The sequence below is a fragment of the Pseudomonas sp. B2021 genome (genome assembly GCF_018135665.1).
Lineage (GTDB): Bacteria > Pseudomonadota > Gammaproteobacteria > Pseudomonadales > Pseudomonadaceae > Aquipseudomonas > Aquipseudomonas lactis.
This window is the reverse complement of sequence record NZ_SMOF01000001.1, coordinates 1587608-1613472: the sequence shown is the minus strand read 5'-3', so window position 1 is coordinate 1613472 and position 25865 is coordinate 1587608. Positions and strand designations below refer to the sequence as shown.

At 59.7% G+C, this 25865-nt stretch carries 24 protein-coding genes; 8 read left to right on the top strand and 16 right to left on the bottom strand.

The window, feature by feature from the left end:
• Window positions 1-29 precede the first annotated feature (29 nt).
• The 15 genes from rnhB to rpsB all read right to left on the bottom strand — a co-directional run bounded on the left by rnhB (window position 30) and on the right by rpsB (window position 14660).
• On the bottom strand, window positions 30-662 hold the full coding sequence (rnhB, locus tag E1K68_RS07215; protein WP_032900444.1) for a ribonuclease HII: 633 nt from the start codon (window positions 660-662) through the stop codon (window positions 30-32).
• Window positions 659-1798 (bottom strand): lipid-A-disaccharide synthase, encoded by a 1140-nt coding sequence (lpxB, locus tag E1K68_RS07210; protein WP_003189177.1) that lies wholly within the window; start codon window positions 1796-1798, stop codon window positions 659-661. Before lpxB ends, rnhB begins: the two co-directional genes overlap by 4 nt.
• A 2-nt stretch (window positions 1799-1800) precedes the next feature.
• Window positions 1801-2577: an acyl-ACP--UDP-N-acetylglucosamine O-acyltransferase gene (gene lpxA / locus E1K68_RS07205; RefSeq protein WP_003189175.1), complete on the bottom strand. Its 777-nt coding sequence runs from the start codon at window positions 2575-2577 to the stop codon at window positions 1801-1803.
• Window positions 2574-3014, bottom strand: a complete 441-nt coding sequence (gene fabZ / locus E1K68_RS07200) for a 3-hydroxyacyl-ACP dehydratase FabZ (RefSeq protein WP_003172281.1) — start codon at window positions 3012-3014, stop codon at window positions 2574-2576. Before fabZ ends, lpxA begins: the two co-directional genes overlap by 4 nt.
• Window positions 3015-3125: 111 nt before the next feature.
• Window positions 3126-4181 carry a UDP-3-O-(3-hydroxymyristoyl)glucosamine N-acyltransferase gene (gene lpxD, locus E1K68_RS07195; RefSeq protein WP_212613911.1) on the bottom strand — a complete coding sequence of 352 codons (1056 nt, stop codon included), beginning with the start codon at window positions 4179-4181 and terminating at the stop codon, window positions 3126-3128.
• Window positions 4182-4184: 3 nt separating this feature from the next.
• Window positions 4185-4688 carry an OmpH family outer membrane protein gene (locus tag E1K68_RS07190; protein ID WP_003189173.1) on the bottom strand — a complete coding sequence of 168 codons (504 nt, stop codon included), beginning with the start codon at window positions 4686-4688 and terminating at the stop codon, window positions 4185-4187.
• A 45-nt stretch (window positions 4689-4733) separates the two neighbouring features.
• The gene (gene bamA, locus E1K68_RS07185) at window positions 4734-7121 is read right to left on the bottom strand and encodes an outer membrane protein assembly factor BamA (RefSeq protein WP_014717234.1); all 2388 of its coding nucleotides are present in this window, start codon (window positions 7119-7121) and stop codon (window positions 4734-4736) included.
• Window positions 7122-7195: 74 nt separating this feature from the next.
• The gene (rseP, locus tag E1K68_RS07180) at window positions 7196-8548 is read right to left on the bottom strand and encodes a sigma E protease regulator RseP (RefSeq protein ID WP_003189170.1); all 1353 of its coding nucleotides are present in this window, start codon (window positions 8546-8548) and stop codon (window positions 7196-7198) included.
• A gap of 43 nt (window positions 8549-8591) precedes the next feature.
• Complete coding sequence (ispC, locus tag E1K68_RS07175) at window positions 8592-9782, bottom strand: 1-deoxy-D-xylulose-5-phosphate reductoisomerase (RefSeq protein WP_212613910.1); 1191 nt, start codon at window positions 9780-9782, stop codon at window positions 8592-8594.
• Entirely contained in the window at window positions 9779-10585 is an 807-nt protein-coding gene (locus E1K68_RS07170; RefSeq protein ID WP_003189168.1) for a phosphatidate cytidylyltransferase, read from the bottom strand. Before E1K68_RS07170 ends, ispC begins: the two co-directional genes overlap by 4 nt.
• Window positions 10586-11341, bottom strand: a complete 756-nt coding sequence (gene uppS / locus E1K68_RS07165; protein ID WP_003189167.1) for a polyprenyl diphosphate synthase — start codon at window positions 11339-11341, stop codon at window positions 10586-10588.
• A gap of 17 nt (window positions 11342-11358) precedes the next feature.
• The gene (frr, locus tag E1K68_RS07160; RefSeq protein WP_212613909.1) at window positions 11359-11916 is read right to left on the bottom strand and encodes a ribosome recycling factor; all 558 of its coding nucleotides are present in this window, start codon (window positions 11914-11916) and stop codon (window positions 11359-11361) included.
• Entirely contained in the window at window positions 11913-12656 is a 744-nt protein-coding gene (gene pyrH, locus E1K68_RS07155; protein WP_003189161.1) for a UMP kinase, read from the bottom strand. Before pyrH ends, frr begins: the two co-directional genes overlap by 4 nt.
• A gap of 211 nt (window positions 12657-12867) precedes the next feature.
• Window positions 12868-13731: a translation elongation factor Ts gene (gene tsf, locus E1K68_RS07150; RefSeq protein ID WP_003189160.1), complete on the bottom strand. Its 864-nt coding sequence runs from the start codon at window positions 13729-13731 to the stop codon at window positions 12868-12870.
• A 191-nt stretch (window positions 13732-13922) separates the two neighbouring features.
• A complete protein-coding gene (gene rpsB, locus E1K68_RS07145) occupies window positions 13923-14660 on the bottom strand; it encodes a 30S ribosomal protein S2 (protein WP_003189158.1) in 738 nt (245 codons plus the stop codon).
• Window positions 14661-15047: 387 nt separating this feature from the next.
• On the opposite strand from rpsB, the gene map reads away from it, so the two are divergent.
• The 4 genes from map (at window position 15048) to E1K68_RS07125 (ending at window position 20782) form a co-directional block, all read left to right on the top strand.
• Complete coding sequence (gene map, locus E1K68_RS07140) at window positions 15048-15830, top strand: type I methionyl aminopeptidase (RefSeq protein WP_003189156.1); 783 nt, start codon at window positions 15048-15050, stop codon at window positions 15828-15830.
• A 64-nt stretch (window positions 15831-15894) separates the two neighbouring features.
• Window positions 15895-18597: a [protein-PII] uridylyltransferase gene (locus E1K68_RS07135; RefSeq protein WP_034134914.1), complete on the top strand. Its 2703-nt coding sequence runs from the start codon at window positions 15895-15897 to the stop codon at window positions 18595-18597.
• A 143-nt stretch (window positions 18598-18740) separates the two neighbouring features.
• On the top strand, window positions 18741-19940 hold the full coding sequence (dapC, locus tag E1K68_RS07130) for a succinyldiaminopimelate transaminase (RefSeq protein ID WP_003189152.1): 1200 nt from the start codon (window positions 18741-18743) through the stop codon (window positions 19938-19940).
• A 104-nt stretch (window positions 19941-20044) separates the two neighbouring features.
• Entirely contained in the window at window positions 20045-20782 is a 738-nt protein-coding gene (locus E1K68_RS07125) for a M12 family metallopeptidase (RefSeq protein ID WP_244858782.1), read from the top strand.
• A gap of 18 nt (window positions 20783-20800) precedes the next feature.
• Here E1K68_RS07125 and E1K68_RS07120 read toward each other — a convergent pair whose 3' ends face one another.
• Window positions 20801-22450 (bottom strand): Na+/H+ antiporter, encoded by a 1650-nt coding sequence (locus E1K68_RS07120; RefSeq protein WP_003189149.1) that lies wholly within the window; start codon window positions 22448-22450, stop codon window positions 20801-20803.
• 188 nt (window positions 22451-22638) lie between these two features.
• Between E1K68_RS07120 and E1K68_RS07115 the strand changes: the two genes are divergently transcribed.
• From E1K68_RS07115 to E1K68_RS07100, 4 genes are all read left to right on the top strand, one after another.
• On the top strand, window positions 22639-23025 hold the full coding sequence (locus E1K68_RS07115; protein ID WP_171905475.1) for an ArsC family reductase: 387 nt from the start codon (window positions 22639-22641) through the stop codon (window positions 23023-23025).
• 31 nt (window positions 23026-23056) lie between these two features.
• Window positions 23057-24091: a 2,3,4,5-tetrahydropyridine-2,6-dicarboxylate N-succinyltransferase gene (gene dapD / locus E1K68_RS07110; protein ID WP_094775063.1), complete on the top strand. Its 1035-nt coding sequence runs from the start codon at window positions 23057-23059 to the stop codon at window positions 24089-24091.
• A 67-nt stretch (window positions 24092-24158) separates the two neighbouring features.
• Window positions 24159-25364, top strand: coding sequence for a cysteine desulfurase (locus E1K68_RS07105; protein WP_034134911.1), 1206 nt, complete (start codon window positions 24159-24161; stop codon window positions 25362-25364).
• Complete coding sequence (locus tag E1K68_RS07100; RefSeq protein WP_034134910.1) at window positions 25361-25768, top strand: SufE family protein; 408 nt, start codon at window positions 25361-25363, stop codon at window positions 25766-25768. The genes E1K68_RS07105 and E1K68_RS07100 overlap by 4 nt, the downstream gene beginning before the upstream one ends.
• Window positions 25769-25865 lie beyond the last annotated feature (97 nt).

Below are 25865 nucleotides of genomic sequence, written 5' to 3'. Positions count from 1 at the left end.
GGGCCTGGGTAAAAACATCAGCCTTGCTGCTAAACCTCGATCAGACTTTCACGGGCCTCATAAGCCTGGCGTACCGGGGCAAACGAGCGGCGATGGATCGGGGTGGGGCCGAGCCGAGCCAGGGCTTCCAGATGAACGGGCGTCGGGTAGCCTTTATGGCCACCAATGCCGTAGCCGGGGTAGATCAATTCGAACGCGGCCATCTCACGGTCACGGCTGACCTTGGCCAGGATCGAGGCAGCGGCAATGGCGGGAACCTTGCTATCGCCCTTGACCACCGCTTCGGACGGCATCGTCAGCTTGGGGCAGCGGTTGCCGTCGATCATCGCCATTTTCGGGGTGATGTGCAGCCCTTCCACAGCGCGCTGCATCGCCAGCATGGTGGCGTGCAGGATATTCAGCTCGTCGATCTCTTCGACTTCAGCCCGGGCGATATGCCAGCTCAGGGCTTTTTCACAGATCTCGTCATAGAGCTTTTCACGACGGGCTTCGGTGAGCTTCTTCGAATCGTTGAGCCCCAGGATCGGGCGGTTCGGATCAAGGATCACCGCCGCCGTGACCACTGCGCCACACAACGGGCCGCGCCCTACTTCGTCAACACCTGCCACCAACTCGTGGGCTTGGGCGACGAGGCTGAAATCCAGGCCCATTTGCGTGGTCATAAGGCTTCCTGTTTATGGCCGATCAAGGTCAGCACGGCATCGGCCGCCTGGTTCGAGGCATCACGGCGCAACGTGCGGTGGATGTCGTCGAAACCACGGGTCTGCTCTTCGCCGCCGTCAATCAAGGGTAGTAGGGTTTTTGCAAGCGCTTCGGGCGTTGCATCGTCCTGCAACAACTCCGGCACCAGCAGGCGCTGGGCCAGCAGGTTGGGCAAGGAAATGTAAGGGCTCTTGACCATGCGCTTGAGGATCCAGAAGGTCAGTGGCGCCAGGCGATAGGCGACGACCATCGGGCGCTTGTACAGCAAGGCCTCAAGCGTGGCGGTGCCCGAGGCGATCAACACCGCATCGCAGGCTGCCAGGGCCAGGTGGGACTGGCCATCGAGCAGGGTCAACGGCAGGTTGCGACCTTCCAGCAGCGTTTCGATCTGCGCACGGCGTTGTGGGCTGGCGCAAGGCAGCACAAAGCGGATTCCCGGCTTTTGCGCCTGGAGACGTTCGGCGGCATCAAAAAACAGCGCTCCCAAACGTCCTACCTCGCCGCCACGGCTCCCTGGCATCAACGCAACCAAGGGGCCATCGGGCAAGCCCAGCTCGGCACGTGCAGCCGTACGATCAGCTTGCAAGGGAATGGCGTCAGCCAGGGTGTGGCCGACAAAGCGCACCGGCACGCCCTTCTCTTCGTAGAACCGGGCTTCGAATGGCAGCAAGGTCAACATCAGGTCGCAGCCTTCGCGGATTTTCAACACGCGCTTCTGGCGCCACGCCCACACGGATGGGCTGACGTAGTGCACGGTCTTGATCCCGGCCTGGCGCAACTTGAGTTCGATATTGAGCGTGAAATCCGGCGCATCGATGCCGATAAAGACGTCAGGCTTTTCTTCGATCAGCGTCTTGATCAGCAGCTTGCGGCGAGCCAGCAGCTCACGCAGGCGCCCCAAGACTTCCACCAGCCCCATGACTGACAGGCGCTCCATGGGGAAGTAGGAGGTCAGGCCTTCGGCCTGCATCAACGGGCCACCGACGCCGATAAATTCCACCGCCGGATGCTGGGCCTTGAGCGCCCGCATCAAGCCAGCACCCAGGATATCGCCGGAAGCTTCACCGGCCACGAGCGCAATACGCAAAGTGGCCATGATCAGCGGGTGATGCCGCGAGTCGAGGTTTGGATAGAGTCACGGAACACCGCGACTTCCGGGAACTGCGTAGCCGGCTCGGCCAGTTCGGTCAGGGCCTGTTCGACGGTCAACCCTTGGCGGTAAACCGTCTTGTAGGCACGGCGCAAGGCGTGGATGGCCTCTTCACTGAAACCGCGACGACGCATGCCTTCAAAATTCATGCTACGGGCTTCGGCAGGGTTGCCGAATACCGTCACGAACGCCGGGACATCCTTGCCGATGGCGGTGCCCATGCCGGAAAAGCTGTGGGCGCCGATATGGCAATACTGATGCACCAGGGTAAAACCGGAGAGGATCGCCCAGTCATCAACGTGCACATGGCCTGCCAACGCAGTGTTGTTGACCAGGATGCAATGGTTGCCGATCACACTGTCATGGCCGATGTGCGCATAGGCCATGACTAGGTTGTGATCACCCAAGGTGGTTTCAGCGCGATCCTGCACGGTGCCGCGGTGAATGGTGACGCCTTCACGAATGATGTTGTGGTCACCGATGACCAGGCGTGTTTCTTCACCCTTGTACTTCATGTCCGGGGTGTCTTCGCCTACCGAGGAGAACTGGTAGATACGATTGTGTTTGCCAATACGGGTCGGACCTTTAAGGATCACGTGTGGCCCGATGACAGTCCCCTCGCCGATTTCCACACCTGCGCCGACGATCGACCAAGGGCCGACCTCAACGTCGGCGGCCAGTACGGCCGACGGATCGATGATTGCGCGAGGGTCAATCAAACTCATAGTTTGCGTTCCGCACAGATGATCTCGGCAGAGCACACCGGCTTGCCATCTACCGAGGCCTGGCATTCGAACTTCCAGATCTGGCGCTTGCAACTGATGAACTTGGCTTCCAGGATCAACTGGTCACCCGGGGTGACCGGGTTGCGAAAACGCAGCTTGTCGGAACCCACGAAATAGTAAAGCGTGCCGTCGGCAGGCTTGAGGTCGAGCATTTTGAAACCAAGGATACCGGCAGCCTGGGCCATGGCTTCGATGATCAACACACCCGGCATGATTGGATGCGCAGGAAAGTGACCGTTGAAGAATGGTTCGTTGATGCTGACATTCTTGTAGGCACGAATGCGCTTTTCCTCGACGTTGAGGTCCACTACGCGGTCCACCAGCAGGAACGGGTAACGGTGAGGCAGGTATTCGCGAATCTCGTTGATGTCCATCATTTCGGGGGGAAGCCTGTAATAAAGATTGGGGGCGGGCGCACCAGGCGCACGCCCCGCTAGCAAATCAAGGAGGCCGTCTAGCGGCTGCGCACACTTGATATGGAAATGGTATCAGCCTTCTGATGAAGCATTACCGCCGGGGGTCACGTCCCCGACACGCTTTTCAAGCTGTTTGATACGTCGTGCCATGTCGTCGATCTTCCTCAAACGCGCGGCACTCTTGCGCCATTCGGCCGCAGGTTGCATCGCGGTACCGGACGAATAGGCCCCTGGCTCTGTGATCGAGTGGGTCACCATGGTCATGCCGGTGATGAAGACGTTGTCGCAAATATCGATATGCCCCACCAGCCCTACGCCACCGGCGAGCATGCAATGCTTGCCGATCTTGGTGCTGCCGGAAATCCCCACGCAGGCGGCCATGGCGGTGTGATCGCCAATCTGCACGTTGTGGGCGATCTGGATCTGGTTATCGAGCTTCACACCGTTACCGATCACGGTATCGGCCAGGGCCCCGCGATCCACAGCAGTGTTCACGCCGATCTCCACATCATCGCCGATCAATACGCCACCGACTTGGGCGATCTTGTGCCAGATGCCCTTGGCATTGGCAAAGCCGAAGCCCTCACCGCCGATCACGGCGCCCGACTGGATGACCACACGCTGACCGATACGCACATCGTGGTACAGGGTTACGCGAGGAGCCAGCCAGCCATCGGCACCAATTTCGCAGCGCGCGCCGATGAAACAGTGGGCACCCACGGTGACGCCTGCACCAATACGCGCTCCACTCTCGATCACGGCAAACGCGCCGATGCTGGCCGTCGGGTCAACCTGGGCATCATCGGCGATCACGGCAGACGGGTGAATACCGCCGGCCGCCTTCGGCTTGGGATCGAACAGGTGCGACGCCTTGGCGTACGACAGGTACGGGTCGGCCACCACCAGCGCATCCCCGATAAACCCTTCGGCGTCAGCGGCCTTCAGCAACACGGCTGCGGCCTGGCAGTCGACCAGGTATTTACGGTATTGAGGATTTGCGAGGAAGCTCAACTGAGCTGGGCCAGCCTCCTGCAAGGTGGCTAGCCCAGTGATTTCTTTCTCCTTGGAGCCACGCAAGGTGGCCCCCAGGAACTCGGCCAACTCGCCGAGTTTGATAGTCGCTGTCATGGTTTACTTCAGCTGGTTCATGCGCTCGATCACCTGGCGGGTGATGTCGTATTGAGGCTTGACGTCGATCACGGCGCCACGCTCGAACACCAGGTCAAAGGCACCCTTCTTGATGACTTCTTCCACAGCGCTGTCCAATTTAGGCTTGAGCTGCTTGAGCATTTCGCGGTCGGCCACAGCCTTGGCTTCGTTCAGCTCCTTGGATTGGAACTGGTAGTCACGGGCCTTTTGCTTGAATTCAAGCTCCAGACGCTCGCGCTCGCCTTGCTGCATCTTGTCGCCACCGGCTACCAGGCGGTCCTGGATGCCTTTGGCGCTGCTTTCCAGTGTCTTGAGCTTGGTCAGTTGCGGACCGAACTTCTTCTCGGCATCCACGGCGTATCGCTTGGCCGCATCGGATTCCAGCAGGGCCATCTGATAGTTCAGAACGGCGATTTTCATTTCGGCGAAGGCCGGGGTGGTGACCAGCACAGTGGCCAGCAAGACCAATTGAGTCAACTTACGCACGATGTACTCCTACAGAATCCGTTGTCGTTATCTTAGGTCAGACGCTTAGAACGTCTGGCCGAGGGAGAATTGGAAAATCTGGGTTTCAGCGTTATCCGGTTTCTTGATCGGCATGGCCAGAGCAAAGCTCAACGGGCCCAGCGCAGTCACCCAGGTCACACCCACGCCCACGGAGCTTGCCAGGTTGCTGAGGCTCACGTCGTTGCATTGAGTATTGGACTTCAAGCCACTTGGGTTCTTGATCTGTTCGCACTTGGAGTCGAACACGTTACCCACGTCCCAGAAGACCGAAGTACGCAGGGAACGCTGGTCCTTGACGAACGGCAGCGGGAACAGAATCTCCGCACCACCCTGGATCAGCACGTTACCACCGAATGGCAGCGGGTCGTTGTCCGAGTCAGCGACAGTGCCCTGGTTACCAGTGCGATCAACACCACGGCTCGGCGTACCACGCGGACCCAAGGTGCTGTCCTTGAAGCCACGTACCGAGTTGAAACCACCTGCATAATAGTTTTCATAGAACGGCAAGCCATCGGTCGAACCATAACCGTCGCCATAGCCCAGCTCTGTGTGCAGGCGCATGGTGTAGTTATCGCTCAACGGCTGGAACAACTGACCGCGGTAGTCGAGCTTGAAGAACGACAGGTCGCTGCCCGGCGTGGTGACTTCCGCAGTCAGGCTCTGGGAGTGGCCGCGGGTTGCCAGTACACCTTTGTTCAGGGTCGACTCGGACCAGCCGGCAGACGCCTTGAAGTTCAGGAACTTGTCGCCTTCACGACGGGTGAAGTCGAAGATTTCGTCCACGGTGTACACACCGGTCTTGATCTCATCCTGCTGGGCGGTGAGGCCGAAGGTCAGGCGCGAGGTCTCGCTGATCGGGTAACCCACGTTGACACCGGCACCCAGGCTGTCGATCGCATAGCTTGCAACGTCAACATCGAGGTCTTTGTAGTCAGTGGTGCGGTAGAAGGCGTTGTAGCCCAGGCTCACACCGTCTGCAGTCCAGTAGGGGTCGGTGTAGCCGAAGTTGTATCGGCTTTGGTATTCGCTGCGGGTCAGGCCGATGGACACACGGTTACCGGTACCCAGGAAGTTGTTCTGCGTGATGGAACCACCCAGGATCAAACCGGCGCTCTGGGCGAAACCGACGCTGGCGGTGATCGAGCCCGAGGCTTGTTCTTCAACGGCGTAGTTCACGTCAACCTGGTCATCCACACCCGGTACGGCCGGGGTTTCGACGTTGACTTCCTTGAAGAAGCCCAGGCGCTCAAGACGGGTCTTGGATTGGTCGATCAGGTAGGTCGAAGCCCAGCCACCTTCCATCTGACGCATTTCACGACGCAGCACTTCGTCCGCAGACTTGGTGTTGCCACGGAAGTTGATGCGGTTGACGTAGGCACGCTTGCCCGGATCGACGACGAAGGTGATGTCCACGGTGTGGTCTTCATCATTCGGGGTCGGCACGCCGTTGACGTTGGCGAAGGTATAGCCTTCGTTACCCAGGCGACGGGTGATCAGTTCGGAGGTGGTGGTCATCAGCTTGCGCGAGAACACCTGGTCCTTCTGCACCAGCAACAGGGACTTGACCTGGTCTTCAGGCACTTTCAGGTCGCCACTGAGCTTGACGTCACGAACCTTGTACTTCTCGCCTTCGTTGACGTTGACGGTGATGTAGACGTGCTTCTTGTCCGGGGTGATGGACACCTGGGTCGAAGCGATGTCCATGTTGATATAGCCACGGTCCAGGTAGTAGGAGCGCAGGCGTTCCAGGTCACCGGAGAGTTTTTCACGGGCGTACTTGTCATCGTTCTTGAAGAACGACAACCAGTTGGTGGTCTTGAGTTCGAACAGGTCGACCAGGTCTTCATCAGGGAACTTGGTGTTGCCCACGACGTTGATGTGCTGGATGGCGGCCACGGTGCCTTCGTTGATGTTGACCTTCAGGCCCACACGGTTACGAGGCTGGGGGATCACTTCGGTTTCCACGGTCGCGGAGTAGCGGCCCTGGGCAACGTACTGGCGTTGCAGCTCGTTACGCACACCCTCAAGGGTCGCGCGCTGGAAGATCTCGCCCTCGGCCAGGCCCGATTGCTTCAGGCCCTTCATCAGGTCTTCAGTGGAGATGGCCTTGTTACCTTCGATCGCGATACTCGCGACGGAAGGTCGCTCGACGACCGTGATGACCAGGACGTTGCCTTCGCGACCCAGTTGGATATCTTGAAAGAACCCGGTTTTGAACAGCGCACGAGTGGATTCCACCAGGCGACGATCATCCGCCTGTTCCCCGACGTTCAACGGCAAGGCACCAAAGACGCTACCCGCGGAAACCCGCTGGAGGCCGTTGACGCGAATATCGGAGATGGTGAAGGACTCGGCGTGAACTTCGGCGATCATCAATACGGTGAGAACCGCAGTTAGCAGCAGACGTTTCATGAAGTCCTTTCTTATTCCAACTGGCAATAAACAAACTGCCGCAAAATGCGGCAGATTCGCAATTCAGCGAAGCGTTACAGACGTCCCAAATCGTTGACCAGGGCTAACAACATCACCCCGACCACCAAACTGATACCGATCTGTATCCCCCAACCCTGCACCCGATCCGACAAGGGGCGACCACGCACCCACTCGACCAGATAAAACAGCAGATGCCCCCCATCCAATACTGGAATGGGCAGCAAATTCAGAACCCCAAGGCTAATACTCAGATAAGCCAGGAAATTCAGGAAATCCGCGACACCCGACTGGGCAGAAGCGCCCGCCACTTTAGCAATGGTTATCGGTCCACTCAAGTTTTTTACCGAGAGCTCACCGAACAACATTTTCTTGAGGGATTCGAGGGTCAGCACGCTCATGGTCCAGGTGCGTTTCGCACCCTCGCCAATCGCGGCCAAAGGCCCGTAGCTGACCTCTCGCACCATCGATGGCGGCCACTCGACACCTTTGACCCCGGCACCCAGGTAGCCCCCGGCTGCCTTGGCTTCGCCTCGCACCGACAAGGTCACGGGGACGTCGATTTGAGCACCCTCGCGCTCAACTTTCAGCACAATTTTGGTATCAGGGCGTACACGCACCAGGTCGACCACCTGCTGCCAGTCACCCAGCGCCTGGCCATCGAGGGCCAGCAAGCGATCACCGGTTTTCAGGCCAGCAGCCTGGGCCGGGCCTTTCGGATCGAGCTCGGCCAGCACCGGCGGCAAGGCCGGACGCCAAGGGCGGATCCCCAGGGACTTGATCGGATCGGGCTCATCAGCGCCCTTGAGCCAATGGTCCAGCGCCAATGCCCGCGGGGTTTCGGCGCTGGAATCCTGGTCGCGCACCACCACATTGACGGTGCCGCTCTCGCCCAGGCGACGCACCAACTGCAAGTTGACCGCGCCCCAGCCCGTGGTGGGTTCGCCATCAATGGATACAATTTCCTGCCCAGCCGTCAGGCCAGCCTTGGCCGCGATGCTGTCCGCTTCGACCGCGCCAATGACCGGGCGCACCTGCTGGCTGCCCAGCATGGCCAAGACCCAGAAGAACACCATCGCCAACAGAAAGTTGGCAATCGGCCCCGCCGCAACAATCGCAATACGCTGACGAACGGTCTTGCGATTGAAGGATTGGTCCAACTGGTCTGCAGGCACTTCGCCTTCGCGCTCATCGAGCATCTTGACGTAGCCGCCCAACGGGATAGCAGCAATCACAAACTCAGTGCCGCGGCGGTCATGCCAGCGCAACAACGGCATGCCGAAACCGACGGAAAAGCGCAATACCTTGACGCCGCAACGACGCGCGACCCAGAAGTGGCCGAATTCGTGGAAGGTCACCAACACACCCAGAGCAACCAGGGTGCCGACAATCATGTAGAGCGCACTCATCTAATTTCTCCGCATCTCAATCCAATGCCTGAAGACTCAAACCTTAACGCGCATTGCGTTCCAACCATTGCCCAGCCAGGGCTCGGGCCTTGGTGTCGGCTTCAAACACCGCCTCCAGGTCATTCACCGCCACCACTGGCTCAAGCGCCAGGACGTCCTCGATGATACTCGCGATCTGCGGAAAGCGGATGCGCCGTTCAAGAAACGCGGCTACGGCCACCTCATTGGCCGCGTTAAGCATGGCCGGGGCACTGTTACCCGCCTCGGCCGCTTGCCGCGCCAGGCGCAAACACGGGAAACGCTGCTCGTCCGGGGCTTCGAAGTCCAGGCGCGCGATTGCAAACAAGTCCAACGGCGCCACGCCCGAATCAATGCGCTCCGGCCAGGCCAAGGCATTGGCGATCGGTGTGCGCATGTCCGGATTACCCAACTGCGCCAACACCGAACCATCCACGTAATCGACCAGGGAATGGATCACACTTTGTGGGTGAATCACCACCTCAACCTGGTCAGGCCGCGCATCGAACAACCAGCATGCCTCGATCAATTCCAGGCCTTTGTTCATCATGCTCGCCGAATCCACGGAGATTTTGCGCCCCATGGACCAGTTCGGGTGAGCACACGCCTGCTCGGGTGACACATGCTCAAGCTCGGCCGACGGAGTCTGGCGGAATGGCCCGCCAGATGCCGTCAGCAGAATCCGGCGCACGCCGACCTGACTCAAGCCGCGGGCAAAATCACCGGGCATGCACTGGAAGATGGCGTTGTGCTCGCTGTCCAGAGGCAGCAACACCGCGCCGCTCTTGCGCACCGCTTGCATAAAGAGAGCACCGGACATGACCAAGGCTTCTTTATTGGCCAGCAGGATTTTCTTGCCAGCATCGACCGCCGCCAAGGTCGGGCGCAAACCTGCTGCACCGACAATCGCCGCCACCACGGTATCCACGTCAGCATCGGCCGAGACCTGGCACAACCCTGCCTCGCCGACCAATACCTGAGTGGCCAGCCCGGCAGCGCGCAGATCATCCTGCAGACGGCGAGCCGCAGCCGCCTCTGGCACCACGGCAAAGCGCGGCGAGTGTCGCACGCACAAGGCCAGCAGCTCGCGCAAACGCGTGAAGCCGGTCAGGGCGAAAACCCGATAGCGATCGGGGTGACGCGCAATGACGTCCAGGGTACTGAGCCCGACCGAGCCGGTCGCGCCCAGCACCGTAACCTGCTGCAGGCGGCTCACGAAGCGATCATCCACAACAGCACGGCAAAAATCGGCAGCGCGGCGGTGAGGCTGTCGATACGGTCAAGCACACCGCCATGACCTGGCAGCAGGTTACTGCTGTCCTTGATGCCAGCCTGACGCTTGAACATGCTCTCGGTAAGGTCGCCCACCACCGAGATGAACACGACGATAGCCGCCCCCAGCAAGGCCAGGAGTACTTCCTTTACCGACCAGTCACGCACCACACCGACCACCAGGGTGATCAGCAGCGTCAAAGCCAGGCCGCCGTATACGCCTTCCCAGCTCTTGCCTGGGCTGACGGCCGGGGCCAGCTTGCGCTTGCCAAAGGCTCGACCCGAGAAGTAGGCACCAATGTCAGCGCCCCATACCAACACCATCACCGCCAGGATCAACTCGTTGCCAAGAGGGTAACGCTTGATCTCCACCAACCCTTGCCAGGCCGGCAACAGGATCGCCAGGCCAATCACCAGCTTGCAGGCCACGCTGGACCATTGGCCACTGGTGCGCGGATAGGTGAGCACCAGGAAAGTCGCCAGCGCCCACCACAACACGGCAGCCCCCAGCACCCAGGGCGCGATGTCCGGCAGGATGTACATGAAGAACAACAACAGCGCGACCACAGCGGCGTAGACCACACGCGGCAATTGGTTGACGAAGCCTGCCAGGCGCGCCCACTCCCAGGCCCCAAGAGTCACGACCAGGCCGATGAACAGCGCAAAGCCGGAACCGTCGAGCAGGAAAAAACCGCACAAGGCAATCGGCAGCAGGATCAGCGCCGTGATGATTCGTTGTTTAAGCATTTAAACCCGGGCTCCAGCTTCGATCTGCTCGCTCGTTTTACCGAAGCGACGCTGACGGGAAGCGAAATCGGCCAGTGCATTACGCATGGCATCGTGTTTGAAGTCCGGCCAGAACAGGTCGGAGAAGTACAGTTCGGTGTAGGCCAACTGCCACAGCAGGAAATTGCTGATGCGATGCTCGCCACCGGTACGAATACACAAGTCCGGCAACGGCAGGTCGCCGGTCACCAGGCAGGTTTGTAACAGTTCGGGCGTGATGTCGTCCGGGCGCAGATGACCGGCCTGCACTTCGCGGGCAAGCCGCTGCGCAGCCTGGGCGATATCCCACTGGCCGCCGTAGTTGGCTGCGATCTGCAACACAAAACGGTTACTGCCGGCAGTGATGGCCTCGGCTTCGCGCATGGCCGTTTGCAGTTCCGGATGGAACCGCGAGCGATCACCAATGATGCGCAGACTGATGTTGTTGTCATTGAGGCGCTTGGCCTCACGACGCAGGGCCTTGAAGAACAGGTCCATCAAGGCACTGACCTCATCGGCGGGCCGCTGCCAGTTCTCACTGGAGAAGGCGAACAAGGTCAGCACTTCGACCTTGGCCTCGGCGCACACCTCAATCACCGCCCTTACCGCGTCAACACCCGCTTTATGCCCGGCAACACCCGGCATAAAGCGTTTTTTCGCCCAGCGATTATTCCCATCCATGATGATCGCGACATGGCGCGGCACCACGGAGGGCACAGTCTGCTTGGTCTTTTCCATGAAGGCGTCCTGACCCCTTATACGGCCATCAGGTCCTTTTCTTTTTCTTCGGTCGCCTTGGTGATCTGGGCTTCGGCGTCCTTGGTCAGCTTGTCGATATCAGCGACGGCACGGCGCTCTTCGTCTTCGCTGATTTCCTTGTCCTTGACCAGCTTCTTCAGGTCGCCCAACGCATCGCGGCGGATGTTACGCACGGCAACGCGCGCATCTTCAGCGGCACTGCGCGCCTGCTTGGTGAAGCCCTTGCGGGTTTCTTCGGTCAGGGCAGGCATGGAGATCAGCAGCAACTCACCCAGGTTGGTCGGGTTGAGGTTCAGGCCGGCGCTCTGGATAGCTTTGTCGACGGCAGCGAGCATGCTGCGCTCAAAAGCCACAACTTGCAGGGTACGCGAATCCTTCACGGTCACGTTGGCCACACCACTCAGCGGGGTGTCAGAACCGTAGTAAGGCACCATCACGCTGCCCAGGATGCTTGGGTGCGCCTTGCCAGTACGGATCTGGCCAAAGGCGTGGCTCAAGGATTCCAGAGATTTCTGCATACGCGCCTGGGCGTCTTTCTTAATTTCGTTGATCATTGTTGGCCTTCCTCGATCAGAGTCCCTTCTGCGCCGCCGTGTACGATATTCAGCAGGGCGCCGGGCTTGTTCATGTTAAATACGCGCAGCGGCATCTTGTGGTCGCGGCACAGGCAGATAGCGGTCAGGTCCATGACACCCAGCTTGCGATCCAGTACTTCATCGTAGGTCAGATGATCGAACTTCTCGGCATGCGGGTCTTTGAATGGGTCTGCAGTGTATACGCCATCCACCTTGGTCGCCTTCAGCACCACGTCGGCATCGATTTCGATAGCACGCAGGCATGCGGCCGAGTCAGTGGTGAAGAACGGGTTACCGGTGCCGGCGGCAAAGATCACCACTTCCTTGGAGTTCAGGTGGCGCATGGCTTTGCGGCGATCATAGTGATCGGTCACGCCAACCATGGAAATAGCCGACATCACGATGGCCGAGATGTTGGCGCGCTCCAGGGCGTCGCGCATGGCCAGGGCGTTCATCACAGTGGCCAGCATGCCCATGTGGTCGCCGGTAACCCGGTCCATACCGGCAGCACTGAGTGCCGCACCGCGGAACAGGTTGCCACCACCAATCACCAGGCCGACCTGCACGCCGATACCGACCAATTGGCCGACTTCCAGCGCCATGCGGTCAAGCACCTTGGGGTCGATCCCGAACTCTTCCGAGCCCATCAGGGCCTCGCCGCTGAGCTTGAGTAGAATGCGTTTATAGCGAGCCTGATAACCACTGCCCTGCTGAGCCATTGCGAATCTCTCCTGCGGCGTATTTTTTAAAAATTCTTGGCGAGCCGTTTTACGGCTTGCGTTCACTCTAGCTGGACGCTGTCACAGCGCCATCGGAACACGGCTTTGTAAGCCAGTTCCGAGAGGAAACCAAATAAAATTGGCCTTCCCATTTGAAAAGAGGCTGCGCGCGTGAGCGGGCAGCCTCTTTCGGCGACAGTTTGGAACTGTCTTATTGCTTGGCGGCAGCCAGCTGGGCAGCAACTTCTTCAGCGAAGTTGTCGACCGGCTTCTCGATGCCTTCGCCTACTTTGAAGTAGGTGAAGGAAACGATTTCAGCACCGGCTTTCTTGGCCAGTTCGCCAACCTTGATTTCAGGGTTCTTGACGAACGCCTGCTCAACCAGGCTTGCTTCAGCCAGGAACTTGCTGATGCGGCCTTTGATCATGTTTTCAACGATGTTCTCTGGCTTGCCGGCGATCTTGTCGGCGTTGAGGCTCAGGAACACAGCTTTTTCACGTTCGATTGCGTCGGCAGACACTTCCGAAGGCAGCAGGAACTCAGGGTTGCTTGCAGCAACGTGCATTGCGATGTCTTTAGCCAGCTCAACGTCGCCGCCTTTGAGAACAACTGCAACACCGATCTTGTTGCCGTGCAGGTAACCACCAACCACATCACCTTCAACGCGAACCAGGCGACGGATGTTGACGTTTTCGCCAACCTTGCCGACCAGTACCAGGCGATCAGCTTCTTGAGCTTCGATCAGCGGAGCGGCGTCAGTCATTTTCTCGGCGAACGCTTTTTCAACGCTGGCAGCAACGAATGCCTTGAAGTCGTCCTGCAGAGCCAGGAAGTCGGTCTGGGAGTTCACTTCCAGCAGAACGGCGGATTTGCCGTCTTCTTTCAGAGCGATAGCGCCTTCAGCAGCCACGTTGCCTGCTTTCTTGGCAGCCTTGATGGCGCCGGAAGCACGCATGTCATCAATGGCTTTTTCGATGTCGCCGCCGGCCTTGGTCAAGGCCTTTTTGCAATCCATCATGCCTTCGCCGGTACGCTCACGCAGTTCTTTAACCAACGCTGCAGTAATCTCTGCCATTTCAAAATCCTCTTGGATAGGTTTTCAACCATTCCACCCGATCAAACGGGCGATCAATTCTTCCCGAATCTCCGTTGTAGGCCGCTGCACGTTACAAATGATGTAGCTGCGCTGCCGACAAATGGTTTTCGAGGTGGCAAAAAGGGGGCCAAGCCCCCTTTTTGCTTACTGAGTCAACGCCAGGGCGTCAATTACTCAGCGGCAGCTACCGGAGCTTCTTCAACGAACTGCTCGGTACCACCAGCAACGTGGTTGCGACCACGGATTACAGCGTCAGCCATCGAACCCATGTACAGCTGGATAGCGCGGATTGCGTCATCGTTGCCTGGGATGATGTAGTCAACGCCTTCCGGGCTGCTGTTGGTATCGACTACGCCGATAACCGGGATGCCCAGCTTGTTGGCTTCAGTGATCGCGATGCGCTCGTGATCAACGTCGATAACGAACAGTGCGTCAGGCAGACCGCCCATGTCCTTGATACCACCCAGGGAACGATCGAGCTTTTCCAGGTCACGGGAGCGCATCAGCGCTTCTTTCTTGGTCAGCTTGGCGAAAGTACCGTCTTCGGCTTGTACTTCAAGGTCACGCAGACGCTTGATGGAAGCACGGATGGTTTTGAAGTTGGTCAGCATGCCGCCCAACCAGCGGTGATCGACGTACGGCGAACCGCAACGTGCTGCTTCTTCAGCAACGATCTTGCCAGCGGAACGCTTGGTGCCGACGAACAGGATCTTGTTTTTGCCCTGGGCCAGACGCTCTACGAAAGTCAGTGCTTCGTTGAACATTGGCAGGGTTTTTTCAAGGTTGATAATGTGAATCTTGTTACGCGCGCCGAAAATGTACTTACCCATTTTCGGGTTCCAGTAACGGGTCTGGTGACCGAAGTGCACACCGGCCTTCAGCATATCGCGCATGTTGACTTGGGACATGATAGTTCCTTAATAAGTCGGGTTTGGCCTCCACGTATCCCAATGACCAACCAGCGGCATCAAGGCCTCCGGCACCCAGGTCATCGTGTCGACACGTGTGTGGATTTAAGCTTTGCGGGGTATCCCCGGAAAGCGGCGCATTTTATACCACAGCATCGGCAAAAACGAAACCCGCAATCACACTTGCCGGTCGTCGTCTTTGCGTAAGCCCTTGAATACAGCCAACATGCCTCTACCTCATAGAGAGAAGCGATCACCAGATGCGCATGATTTGCCAGCATCGTCTGTTAGAATCGCGTTTTTTGGGACTTGCGCGAATGCTGTAACCCTTTGTCGCGCCCCCGTGAACCGTATTGATTTCAGCGCGTCGCGCTAGAGAGAGCCTGTATGACCGTTACCTTGAAAACCGCCGAAGACATCGCAGGCATGCGCGTTGCCGGCAAACTGGCTGCCGACGTGCTGGAAATGATCGCCGAACACGTCAAGCCCGGCGTCACCACCGAAGCGCTGGACCGCATCTGCCACGACTATATAGTCGACGTGCAAAAAGCCATCCCTGCCCCGCTGAATTACAAAGGCTTCCCCAAGTCGATCTGCACCTCGATCAACCACGTGGTCTGCCACGGCATTCCCGGTGACAAGCCACTGAAGGACGGCGACACCCTGAACATCGACGTCACGGTGATCAAGGACGGCTACCACGGCGACACCAGCCGCATGTTCCACGTCGGCAATGTACCGGTGTGGGCCGAGCGCCTGTCCCAGGTCACCCAGGAATGCATGTACAAGGCCATCGAAATCGTCAAGCCCGGCTGCCGCCTGGGTGACATCGGTGAAGTGATCCAGAAGCACGCGGAAAAGAACGGTTTCTCGGTGGTGCGCGAATTCTGCGGCCACGGTATCGGCAAAGTGTTCCACGAAGAGCCGCAGATCCTGCACTACGGCCGCGCCGGCACCGGCATGGAACTCAAGGCAGGCATGACCTTCACCATCGAGCCGATGATCAACCAGGGCAAGGCCGACACCAAGGTGCTGGGCGACGGCTGGACCGCCATCACCAAGGACCGCAAGCTCTCGGCCCAGTGGGAACACACCCTGCTGGTCACCGACACCGGCTATGAGATTTTCACCCTGCGCGCCGACGACACCATCCCACGCGTTTCGGCCTGAAGGTTGCCCAGGTTTTCCCACAGCGTGTTGTGACTGACTGATAGATAGAAAGGAAAGCCGATCGATGCCCCAGGTGGATCCCGAACTCTTCGACCGTGGCCAGTTCCAGGCCGAGCTGGCATTGAAGGCAAGCCCTATCGCGGCCTTCAAGAAGGCCATCCGCCAAGCCCGCGAGGTTCTGGATGCGCGCTTTCGCAGCGGCCGGGATATTCGCCGCCTGATCGAAGACCGCGCCTGGTTCGTCGATAACATCCTGCAAAAGGCCTGGGAGCAGTTCAACTGGAGTTTCGACGCCGATATCGCCCTGGTGGCGGTCGGCGGCTACGGTCGCGGCGAACTGCACCCCTACTCCGACATCGACCTGCTGATCCTGCTGGACCAGGCCGATCATGAGACCTTTCGCGATTCCATCGAGCGCTTTCTGACGTTGCTGTGGGACATCGGCCTGGAAGTCGGCCAGAGCGTACGCTCGGTGGACGAATGCGCCGAAGAGGCCCGTGCCGACCTGACGGTGGTCACCAACCTGATGGAAAGCCGCACCATCTGCGGCCCCGAGCGCCTGCGCCAGCGCATGCTCGAAGTCACCAGCACCGCACATATGTGGCCGAGCAAGGAGTTCTTCCTGGCCAAGCGCGCCGAGCAAAAAGCCCGGCACCACAAGTACAACGACACCGAATACAACCTGGAACCCAACGTCAAAGGCTCACCGGGCGGGCTGCGGGATATCCAGACGATTTTGTGGGTGGCGCGCCGTCAATACGGCACGCTGAACCTGCGCGCCCTGGCCGGCGAAGGCTTCCTGGTGGAGAGCGAAAACACTCTGCTGGCTTCGTCCCAGGAGTTCCTGTGGAAGGTGCGCTACGCCCTGCACATGCTGGCCGGGCGCTCCGAAGACCGCCTGCTGTTCGATCACCAGCGCTCTATCGCCACCCTGCTGGGCTTTGAGGGCGAAGACGCGAAGACCAGCATCGAAAGCTTCATGCAGCAGTACTACAGGGTGGTCATGAGCATTGCCCAGCTCAGCGACTTGATCATCCAGCATTTCGAAGAAGTGATCCTGGCCCCCGAAGACGAAGCACCGCCGCAGCCGATCAATGCGCGCTTCCAACTGCACGACGGTTATATCGAAGCACGCAACGACAACGTGTTCCGCCGCACGCCGTTCGCCATGCTGGAAATCTTCGTGTTGATGGCGCAGCAGCCGGAAATCAAAGGCGTGCGCGCCGATACCATCCGCCTGCTGCGGGAAAACCGTCACCTGATCGACGACGACTTTCGCAACGATATTCGCAATACCAGCCTGTTTATCGAGCTGTTCAAGTGCCGCATCGGCATCCACCGCAACCTGCGGCGTATGAACCGTTACGGCATTCTCGGGCGCTACCTGCCGGAGTTCGGTTTTATCGTCGGGCAGATGCAACACGACCTGTTCCACATCTACACCGTCGATGCCCACACCCTGAACCTGATCAAACATCTGCGTAAGTTGCAGTACACCCAGGTATCAGAGAAATTCCCGCTGGCCAGTAAGCTGATGGCCAAGCTGCCCAAGCCCGAGCTGATTTACCTCGCCGGCTTGTACCACGACATCGGCAAGGGCCGGCATGGCGACCACTCGGAGATCGGCGCGGTGGATGCCGAAGCCTTCTGCCAGCGCCACCAACTGCCGTTGTGGGACAGCCGCCTGATTGTCTGGCTGGTGCAGAACCACCTGGTGATGTCGACCACGGCCCAGCGCAAGGACTTGTCCGACCCACAGGTGATTCACGACTTTGCCGGCATCGTCGGCGATGAGACCCGTCTGGATTACCTGTATGTGCTGACTGTTTCCGACATCAACGCCACCAACCCGACGCTGTGGAACTCCTGGCGCGCCAGCCTGTTGCGCCAACTGTACACCGAGACCAAGCGCGCCCTGCGCCGTGGCCTGGAGAACCCGGTGGACCGCGAAGAGCAGATCCGCCGCACCCAAAGTGCGGCCCTGGATATCCTGGTGCGCGGCGGTAACGACCCGGACGACGTCGAGCAACTCTGGTCGCAACTGGGTGACGATTACTTCCTGCGCCACACCGCCGGCGACGTGGCCTGGCACAGTGACGCAATCCTGCAGCAACCCGCCGATGGTGGCCCGCTGGTCTTGATCAAGGAAACCACCCAGCGCGAATTCGAAGGCGGCACGCAGATCTTCATCTACGCGCCCGACCAGCACGACTTCTTCGCCGTGACCGTGGCGGCCATGGACCAGCTCAACCTGAACATCCATGACGCCCGGGTCATCACCTCCAGCAGCCAGTTCACCCTCGACACCTACATCGTGCTCGACACCGACGGCGACTCGATTGGCGACAACCCGGCGCGCGTGAAAAAGATCCGCGAGGGCCTCACCGAAGCCCTGCGCAACCCCGACGACTACCCCACCATCATCCAGCGCCGGGTGCCGCGCCAGCTCAAGCACTTTGCCTTTGCGCCCCAGGTGACTATTTCCAACGACGCCCAGCGACCAGTGACAGTGCTGGAGCTCAGCGCACCGGATCGCCCAGGGCTGCTGGCGCGTATCGGCGGGATTTTCCTGGAGTTCGATCTGTCGTTGCAGAACGCCAAGATTGCGACCCTGGGGGAGCGCGTGGAAGACGTGTTCTTTATCACCGACGCCGACAACCAGCCACTGTCCGACCCGGAGTTGTGCCTGCGCTTGCAAGCGGCGATCGTGGAGCAATTGAGCGTGAGCCAGGAACCCGGTGTCGAGCTGACCCGACTGACCATTTGAATTCTTAACTTTGTGAACAGGAGCCCTGTGGGAGCTGGCTTGCCTGCGATGCAGACACCTTGGTCCGTCAGGTAGACCGCAGTGATGCCATCGCAGGCAAGCCAGCTCCCACAGGTTCCGTGCTCACCGTGATAGAGGCTTATATGAACAACGCCCTTAACCAGTTGCAGCCCTACCCCTTCGAGAAACTGCGCGCCCTGCTCGGCAGCGTGACGCCGAACCCGGACAAACGCCCCATCGCCCTGTCCATCGGCGAGCCCAAGCACACCTCACCGGCCTTCGTTGCCGAGGCCTTGAGCCATAACCTCGATCAAATGGCGGTGTACCCCACCACCTTGGGTATTCCGGCGCTGCGCGAAGCCATCGGCGCCTGGTGCGAACGCCGCTTCAACGTGCCCAAGGGCTGGCTGGACCCGGCGCGCAACATCTTGCCGGTCAACGGTACGCGCGAGGCGCTGTTTGCCTTCACCCAGACCGTGGTCAACCGTGGCGACGACGCCCTGGTGGTAAGCCCCAACCCGTTCTACCAGATCTACGAAGGCGCCGCGTTCCTGGCCGGGGCCAAGCCGCACTACCTGCCATGCCTGGATAGCAACGGCTTCAACCCGGACTTCGATGCCGTCTCCCCCGACATCTGGAAACGTTGCCAGATCCTGTTCCTGTGCTCCCCCGGCAACCCGACTGGCGCACTGATCCCGGTCGACACCCTGAAAAAACTCATCGCCCTGGCCGACCAATACGATTTCGTCATCGCTGCCGACGAGTGCTACAGCGAGCTGTACTTCGACGAGCAAACCCCGCCACCAGGCCTGCTCAGCGCCTGCGTCGAGCTGGGCCGCGAGGACTTCAAGCGTTGCGTGGTATTCCACAGCCTGTCCAAGCGCTCCAACCTGCCAGGCCTGCGCTCAGGCTTTGTGGCCGGCGACGCCGAGATCCTCAAGGCCTTTTTGCTGTACCGCACCTACCACGGCTGCGCGATGCCAGTGCAAACCCAGCTTGCAAGCATTGCGGCCTGGCAGGACGAGGCCCACGTACTGGCCAACCGTGACCTGTACCGCGAGAAGTTCGATGCGGTGCTGGCGATCCTCAAGCCGGTGCTGGACGTGCAAAGCCCGGATGGGGGCTTTTACCTGTGGCCGAATGTGCAAGGCGACGACGCTGCCTTCTGCCGCGATTTGTTCGTGCAAGAGCATGTGACAGTGGTGCCGGGCTCTTACCTATCGCGGGAAGTGGACGGCTTCAACCCTGGCGCGGGGCGTGTGCGCCTGGCGTTGGTGGCGCCGTTGGCGGAATGTGTGGAAGCGGCTGAGCGGATTCGCAACTTTATCCAGCGCAAGCCATAAACATTTTAAATTCCGCACTGTGCAAGGCAGTGCGGTTTCCTTTGCCTATGGAACCAATCCCCGCTCGCTTTCCACTATTTGACACAATCCCATGAGTAGAGCGTATGAGCATAACTGCCCCCGGGTCGACCACTCACTCTTTCTATCCGCCTCACATTAATAACGATACTTCGGCTTCCGAACGTACAAGCAGAACCAAAAGGGGTATAGCGGACACAAGTAAGCGATGGCCTGACGGCATTGTTACCGTCGCACTGGATCTGAAAGACCAAAAAAGCAAAGCACTGGTAGTCGATGCGCTCAGGGAGTGGGCCCATCACACTCCCGGACTGCAATTCAGAGTCGTGGACGGTAAAGAAGGCGATATTCGAATCAGCGACGACGAAGGTTTCAATGGAAACTGGTCAGCGATTGGTACCGACGCTAAGAAAATACCGCTGCACGAACCAACGATGCACTTGAACAGGAGCGACGACTCAAAAGGATTTCGTCGAACAGCCTTGCATGAAATCGGGCATGCCTTGGGTCTTGAGCATGAACACCAGCATCCGGAACATGATATCAACTGGAAAGAAAGCTCTGTATATAAAGCCTTTGAGCAAGACGACAACTGGGATGAAGAGGATGTTTATAACAACCTGTTCAAACTGCCTACCGGAAACGACCTGCTGATCACGAGCTACGACAGACGATCCATCATGCACTACCTATACATCCAAGCGCAACTAAGGATAGCAGAGGCGTTCCGGCCAATGATTCACTCTCAGAGGGGGACAAAGAAATCATTCGCAAGCTTTATACCCCCAAAAGATTCCGAGGCTAATGCTCCGGATTCAGCGTGATAAACGCAGAATCACCCATTATCCAGGTTTCATCGTGCCTAAATTCGCCTCGCTCATATCCAACTCCGCCAACACCTCCCTCAACACGTCATCACCAATCTGGTGATGACGGCTCAAGCTATACAACTCCAACCGCTGAGCACGCAGGGCCTTGAGCCGCAACTTGCGCTCCAACTGGTCCATTTGCAGCGCCAGCGCCTGGGCTTCGGCCGAATCATTGAACACGTCCAACTGGTGACGATACTCCGCCATCAGCCGCGCCTTGAGCTCGGTGGCCAGTGCCGCTTGAGCGGCGTCCGGTGTTTCAGCTTCGGCGGGTTCTTGAGCCTCCAGTGCGTGAATCGCCGCCACCGCGGTCTTCTTCCAGGCCTCGCGCACTTCGTTGTGGCGCTTTTCATCCGGGCCTTTTTCGACGCCACGCAGCAGTAACGGCAGGGCGATGCAGGCAGCGACCAGCGACAGCAGGATCACCCCGGCAGCGATAAAGATCAGCAGGTCACGCTCAGGAAAATCCTGGCCCGGCGCCAGCAGCAAGGGCACCGACATCACACCGGCCAACGTCACCGCTCCGCGTACACCGCCGACGGTCAACAGCCAGCAGGAACGGGCCGTCGGCACCAGGGTCAGCGCGCTTTTGCCACGCAGCCGGCGCAGCAACCCCGACAGCCGCCAGATGCTCTGCACCCAGATAAAGCGCAGTACCACCAGCACCAGGAAGATCGCCACCACGTCCAGGCAGCGATACATCAAGGTGGGCCACAGTGTGGTTTCATGGCTGACCACGGCCTTGATGATGTCTGGCAGTTGCAGGCCCAGCAGCAGGAAGATCAAACCGTTGAAGGCAAACTCCAGCAACGACCACACGCTGCGGTTGAGCAGGCGCGTGCTGGTCTGGCGCGGCAGCAGGTCGAGCCAGCTTTGCATCATGCCCGCCGCCACCGCCGAGAGAATGCCGGACGCGCCCAGGCGTTCAGCCAGTACGTACGCAGCAAAGGGCAGCAGCAACATGAACACCACATGAGTGGCCGGGTCATCCCAGCCGCGCGCGATCATCCAGGCGCGCAGGCGGCCGACCAGCCAGCTCAACGCCACCCCGATCGCCAGCCCGCCCACTGCCACCAGCACAAACGTCAGGCTGGCATCTGCCAGGGAAAAGACCCCGGTCAACGCTGCGGCCAGGGCGAATTTGAAGGTCACCAGGCCAGATGCGTCATTCATCAAGGCTTCGCCTTGGAGCATGTGCATCAGCGGCTTGGGCAAACGGTTCTGGGAAATGGCCGACACCGCCACGGCGTCCGTCGGTGACAAAACCGCGGCCAGGGCGAAAGCCACCGGTAACGGGATGGTTGGCAATAACCAATTGATGAAATAGCCGGCGCCCACCACGGTGAACAGCACCAGCCCCACCGCCAATGTCAGGATCGGGCCACGCAGGCGCCACAACTCGCGCTTGGGCATGCGCCAACCATCGGAAAACAGCAGCGGCGGCAGGAATAGAAACAGGAACAGCTCCGGGTCCAGCGCCACGTGCAGCCCTAACGTGGGCCAGGCCAGCAAGGCGCCGGCGGCGATCTGCACCAGGGGCAACGGCAGTGGGATGACGCGCCCGACGAGGCGCGAAAGGCTGACCAGCATCAGCAGGATAAGGACGGTGTAGGCGGTTTGCATAACGCGGGTTTCCCGGACAATCGACTTGCAACGACACATCAGGCAACAACTGGCCGTTGAAGTGCCATATTACCTGGCTATGTTACTCGCCTAGGCTGCGCACCGGCTTTTGCACAAAAGTCGCACGCTGTTGACGAGCGGCGCCGAAACCCGCCGGTCGTGGCATAATCCGCGATCTTTCATTTTTCATGCGTCCAAAGGGGGGCAATTCCTTGACTGCTTCAAGCAAAACCTTGCACCTTTTCGGCATTAAAGCCTGCGACACCATGAAAAAGGCGCGCACCTGGCTCGATGAGCACGGGGTGAGCTATGAGTTCCATGACTACAAAACGGCCGGTATCGACCGCGAACACTTGACCCAATGGTGCAACGAGCACGGTTGGCAGGTGGTTTTGAACCGTGCGGGCACCACCTTTCGCAAACTCGAAGACGAACGCAAAGCCGATCTCGATCAGTCGAAAGCCATTGAACTGATGCTCGCACAACCCTCGATGATCAAGCGCCCGGTGCTCGATCTCGGTGACAGAACCCTGATTGGCTTCAAGCCAGATAGTTATTCGGCGGCCCTCAAGTAGGCCAGCCTTCCATTTTTGTAGAGGTAACAGCATGTCCAATTCCCTGTTCAGCCTGGGCTTCGGCGTCGGCACTCAGAACCGCCAAGGTGCTTGGCTGGAAGTGTTTTACGCACAACCCTTGCTCAACCCATCGGCTGAAATCGTTGCCGCCATCGCACCGATCCTCGGTTACACCGAAGGCAACCAGGCGATCACCTTCACCGTGAGCCAGGCCCTGCAACTGGCCGACGCACTCAAAGGCGTCGACACTGCCCAGGCCGCCCTGCTCAGCCGCCTGGCTGAAAGCCACACGCCGCTGGTCGCGACCCTGCTGGCCGAAGACGCCGCACTGACCTCCACGCCTGAGGCCTACCTCAAGCTGCACCTGCTGTCCCATCGCCTGGTCAAGCCCCACGGCCTGAGCCTGGCCGGTGTATTCCCGCAGTTGCCGAACGTGGCCTGGACCAGCCAGGGCGCCATCGACATCAATGAGCTGGCCGAGCGCCAACTGGAAGCGCGCCTGCGTGGCGACCTGCTGGAAGTGTTCTCGGTGGACAAGTTCCCGAAAATGACCGACTACGTCGTACCGGCCGGCGTGCGTATCGCTGACGCGGCACGTATCCGCCTGGGCGCCTACGTAGGCGAAGGCACCACCGTGATGCACGAAGGTTTCGTCAACTTCAACGCCGGCACCGAAGGCCCGGGCATGATCGAAGGCCGCGTATCGGCGGGCGTATTCGTCGGCAAGGGCTCGGACCTGGGCGGCGGTTGCTCCACCATGGGCACCCTGTCGGGCGGCGGCAATATCGTGATCAAGGTCGGCGAAGGCTGCCTGATCGGCGCCAACGCCGGTACCGGTATCCCATTGGGCGACCGCAACACCGTGGAGTCGGGCCTGTACATCACCGCCGGCACCAAGGTTGCCCTGCTGGATGAGCAGAACCAACTGGTCAAGGTGGTCAAGGCACGCGAGTTGGCTGGCCAGCCAGACCTGCTGTTCCGTCGTAACTCCGTAACCGGTGCCGTGGAGTGCAAAACCCACAAATCGGCCATCGAACTGAACGAAGCGCTGCACGCTCACAACTAAGCAGCCACTCGATGCCACTAGCGGGCCGCATCTTCGGGGCGGCTCGCTTATACGAGTCTTGATCACCATGCTTGTGCCCTCCCCCTGGCGCGCCGACTTCCCGGCCATCGCCACCCTGCAACGGCAGGACCAGACCTATCTGGACAGCGCCGCCACCACGCAAAAACCTCAAGCCCTGCTGGATGCCATCAGTCATTACTACGCCAATGGCGCAGCCAATGTGCACCGTGCCCAGCATTTGCCCGGGGCCCATGCGACCCAGGCCTTTGAAGACAGCCGCAGCAAGGTCGCGCAGTGGTTGAACGCAGGTGACAGCGGGCAGGTCGTGTTTACCCACGGCGCCACCTCTGCGCTGAACCTCCTGGCCTATGGCCTGGAGCACTTATTCAATGCGGGCGATGAGATTGCCATCAGCGCCCTGGAACACCACGCCAACCTGTTGCCCTGGCAGCAATTGGCCAAACGCCGCGCACTCACGCTGGTGGTCTTGCCCCTGGGCGATGACGGCGTGATCGACCTGGACGCCGCCGCCAGCTTGATTGGCCCACGCACGCGCCTGCTGGCGGTGAGCCAGTTGTCCAACGTGCTCGGTGCCTGGCAGCCGCTGCAAGCCTTGCTGAAGCTGGCCCAGGCATACGGCGCCCTAACGGTGGTGGACGGCGCCCAAGGCATCGTCCATGGCCGCCATGATGTGCAGGCCCTGGGCTGCGACTTCTACGTGTTTTCCAGCCACAAACTCTACGGCCCGGACGGCGTCGGCGTGCTGTATGGCCGTAATGAAGCCCTGCATCACCTGCGCCACTGGCAGTTTGGCGGCGAGATGGTGCAACAGGCGGACTATCACAGCGCCAGCTTTCGCCCCGCGCCGCTGGGTTTCGAGGCCGGCACTCCACCGATTGCCAGCGTGATAGGCCTGGGCGCGAGCCTGGATTACCTGAGCTCGCTGGATGCTTCGGCGGTGCTCGCCCACGAAGCCGCCCTGCATGACTACCTGCTGCGTGGGCTTAAGGCACGCAATGGCGTGCGCGTGCTGGGCTCGCCGCAAGTGGCGCTGGTGAGTTTTGTGGTGGAGGGCGTGCACAACGCCGACCTCGCCCACTTGCTGACCGAGCAAGGCATTGCCGTGCGGGCCGGCCATCACTGCGCGATGCCGCTGTTGAAGGCGATGAATCTGTCAGGCGCAATCCGGGTGTCCCTGGCGCTCTACAACGATTCCGACGACCTGGAGCGCTTTTTTGAAGCGCTGGACCAGGCACTGGACATGCTGCGATGAGCTTGCCGCTGGAAGCACAAGCCGCACTGGAAGCTTTCCAGGCCGTAGGCAGTTGGGAACAGCGCGCGCGGATGCTGATGCAATGGGGTGAACGCTTGCCCGCCCTGGCTGATGACGAAAAGGTCGACGCCAACCTGGTGCACGGTTGCGAAAGCCTAGTGTGGCTGGTGGGGCGTTTGCAGGACGGCCATTGGCAGTTTGCTGCGAGCAGTGAGGCGCGGATGATTCGGGGGTTGGTGGCGTTGCTGCTGGCGCGGGTCAATGGGTTGTCGACTGATGAATTGCAAGCAGTTGACCTGCCTGACTGGTTCAATCAACTGGGCTTGTCGCGCCAGCTATCGCCGTCGCGCAGTAATGGTTTGAATGCCGTACTGCAACGCATGCGAGACCTGACGCGTACATAGAAATTAATGTGGAAGCTGGCTTACCTGCGATGGCCATAGGTAACCGACGGTAACCACGATGCGAAGCGAGCCGCTCTTGATCTTGATCTGCTTTTGA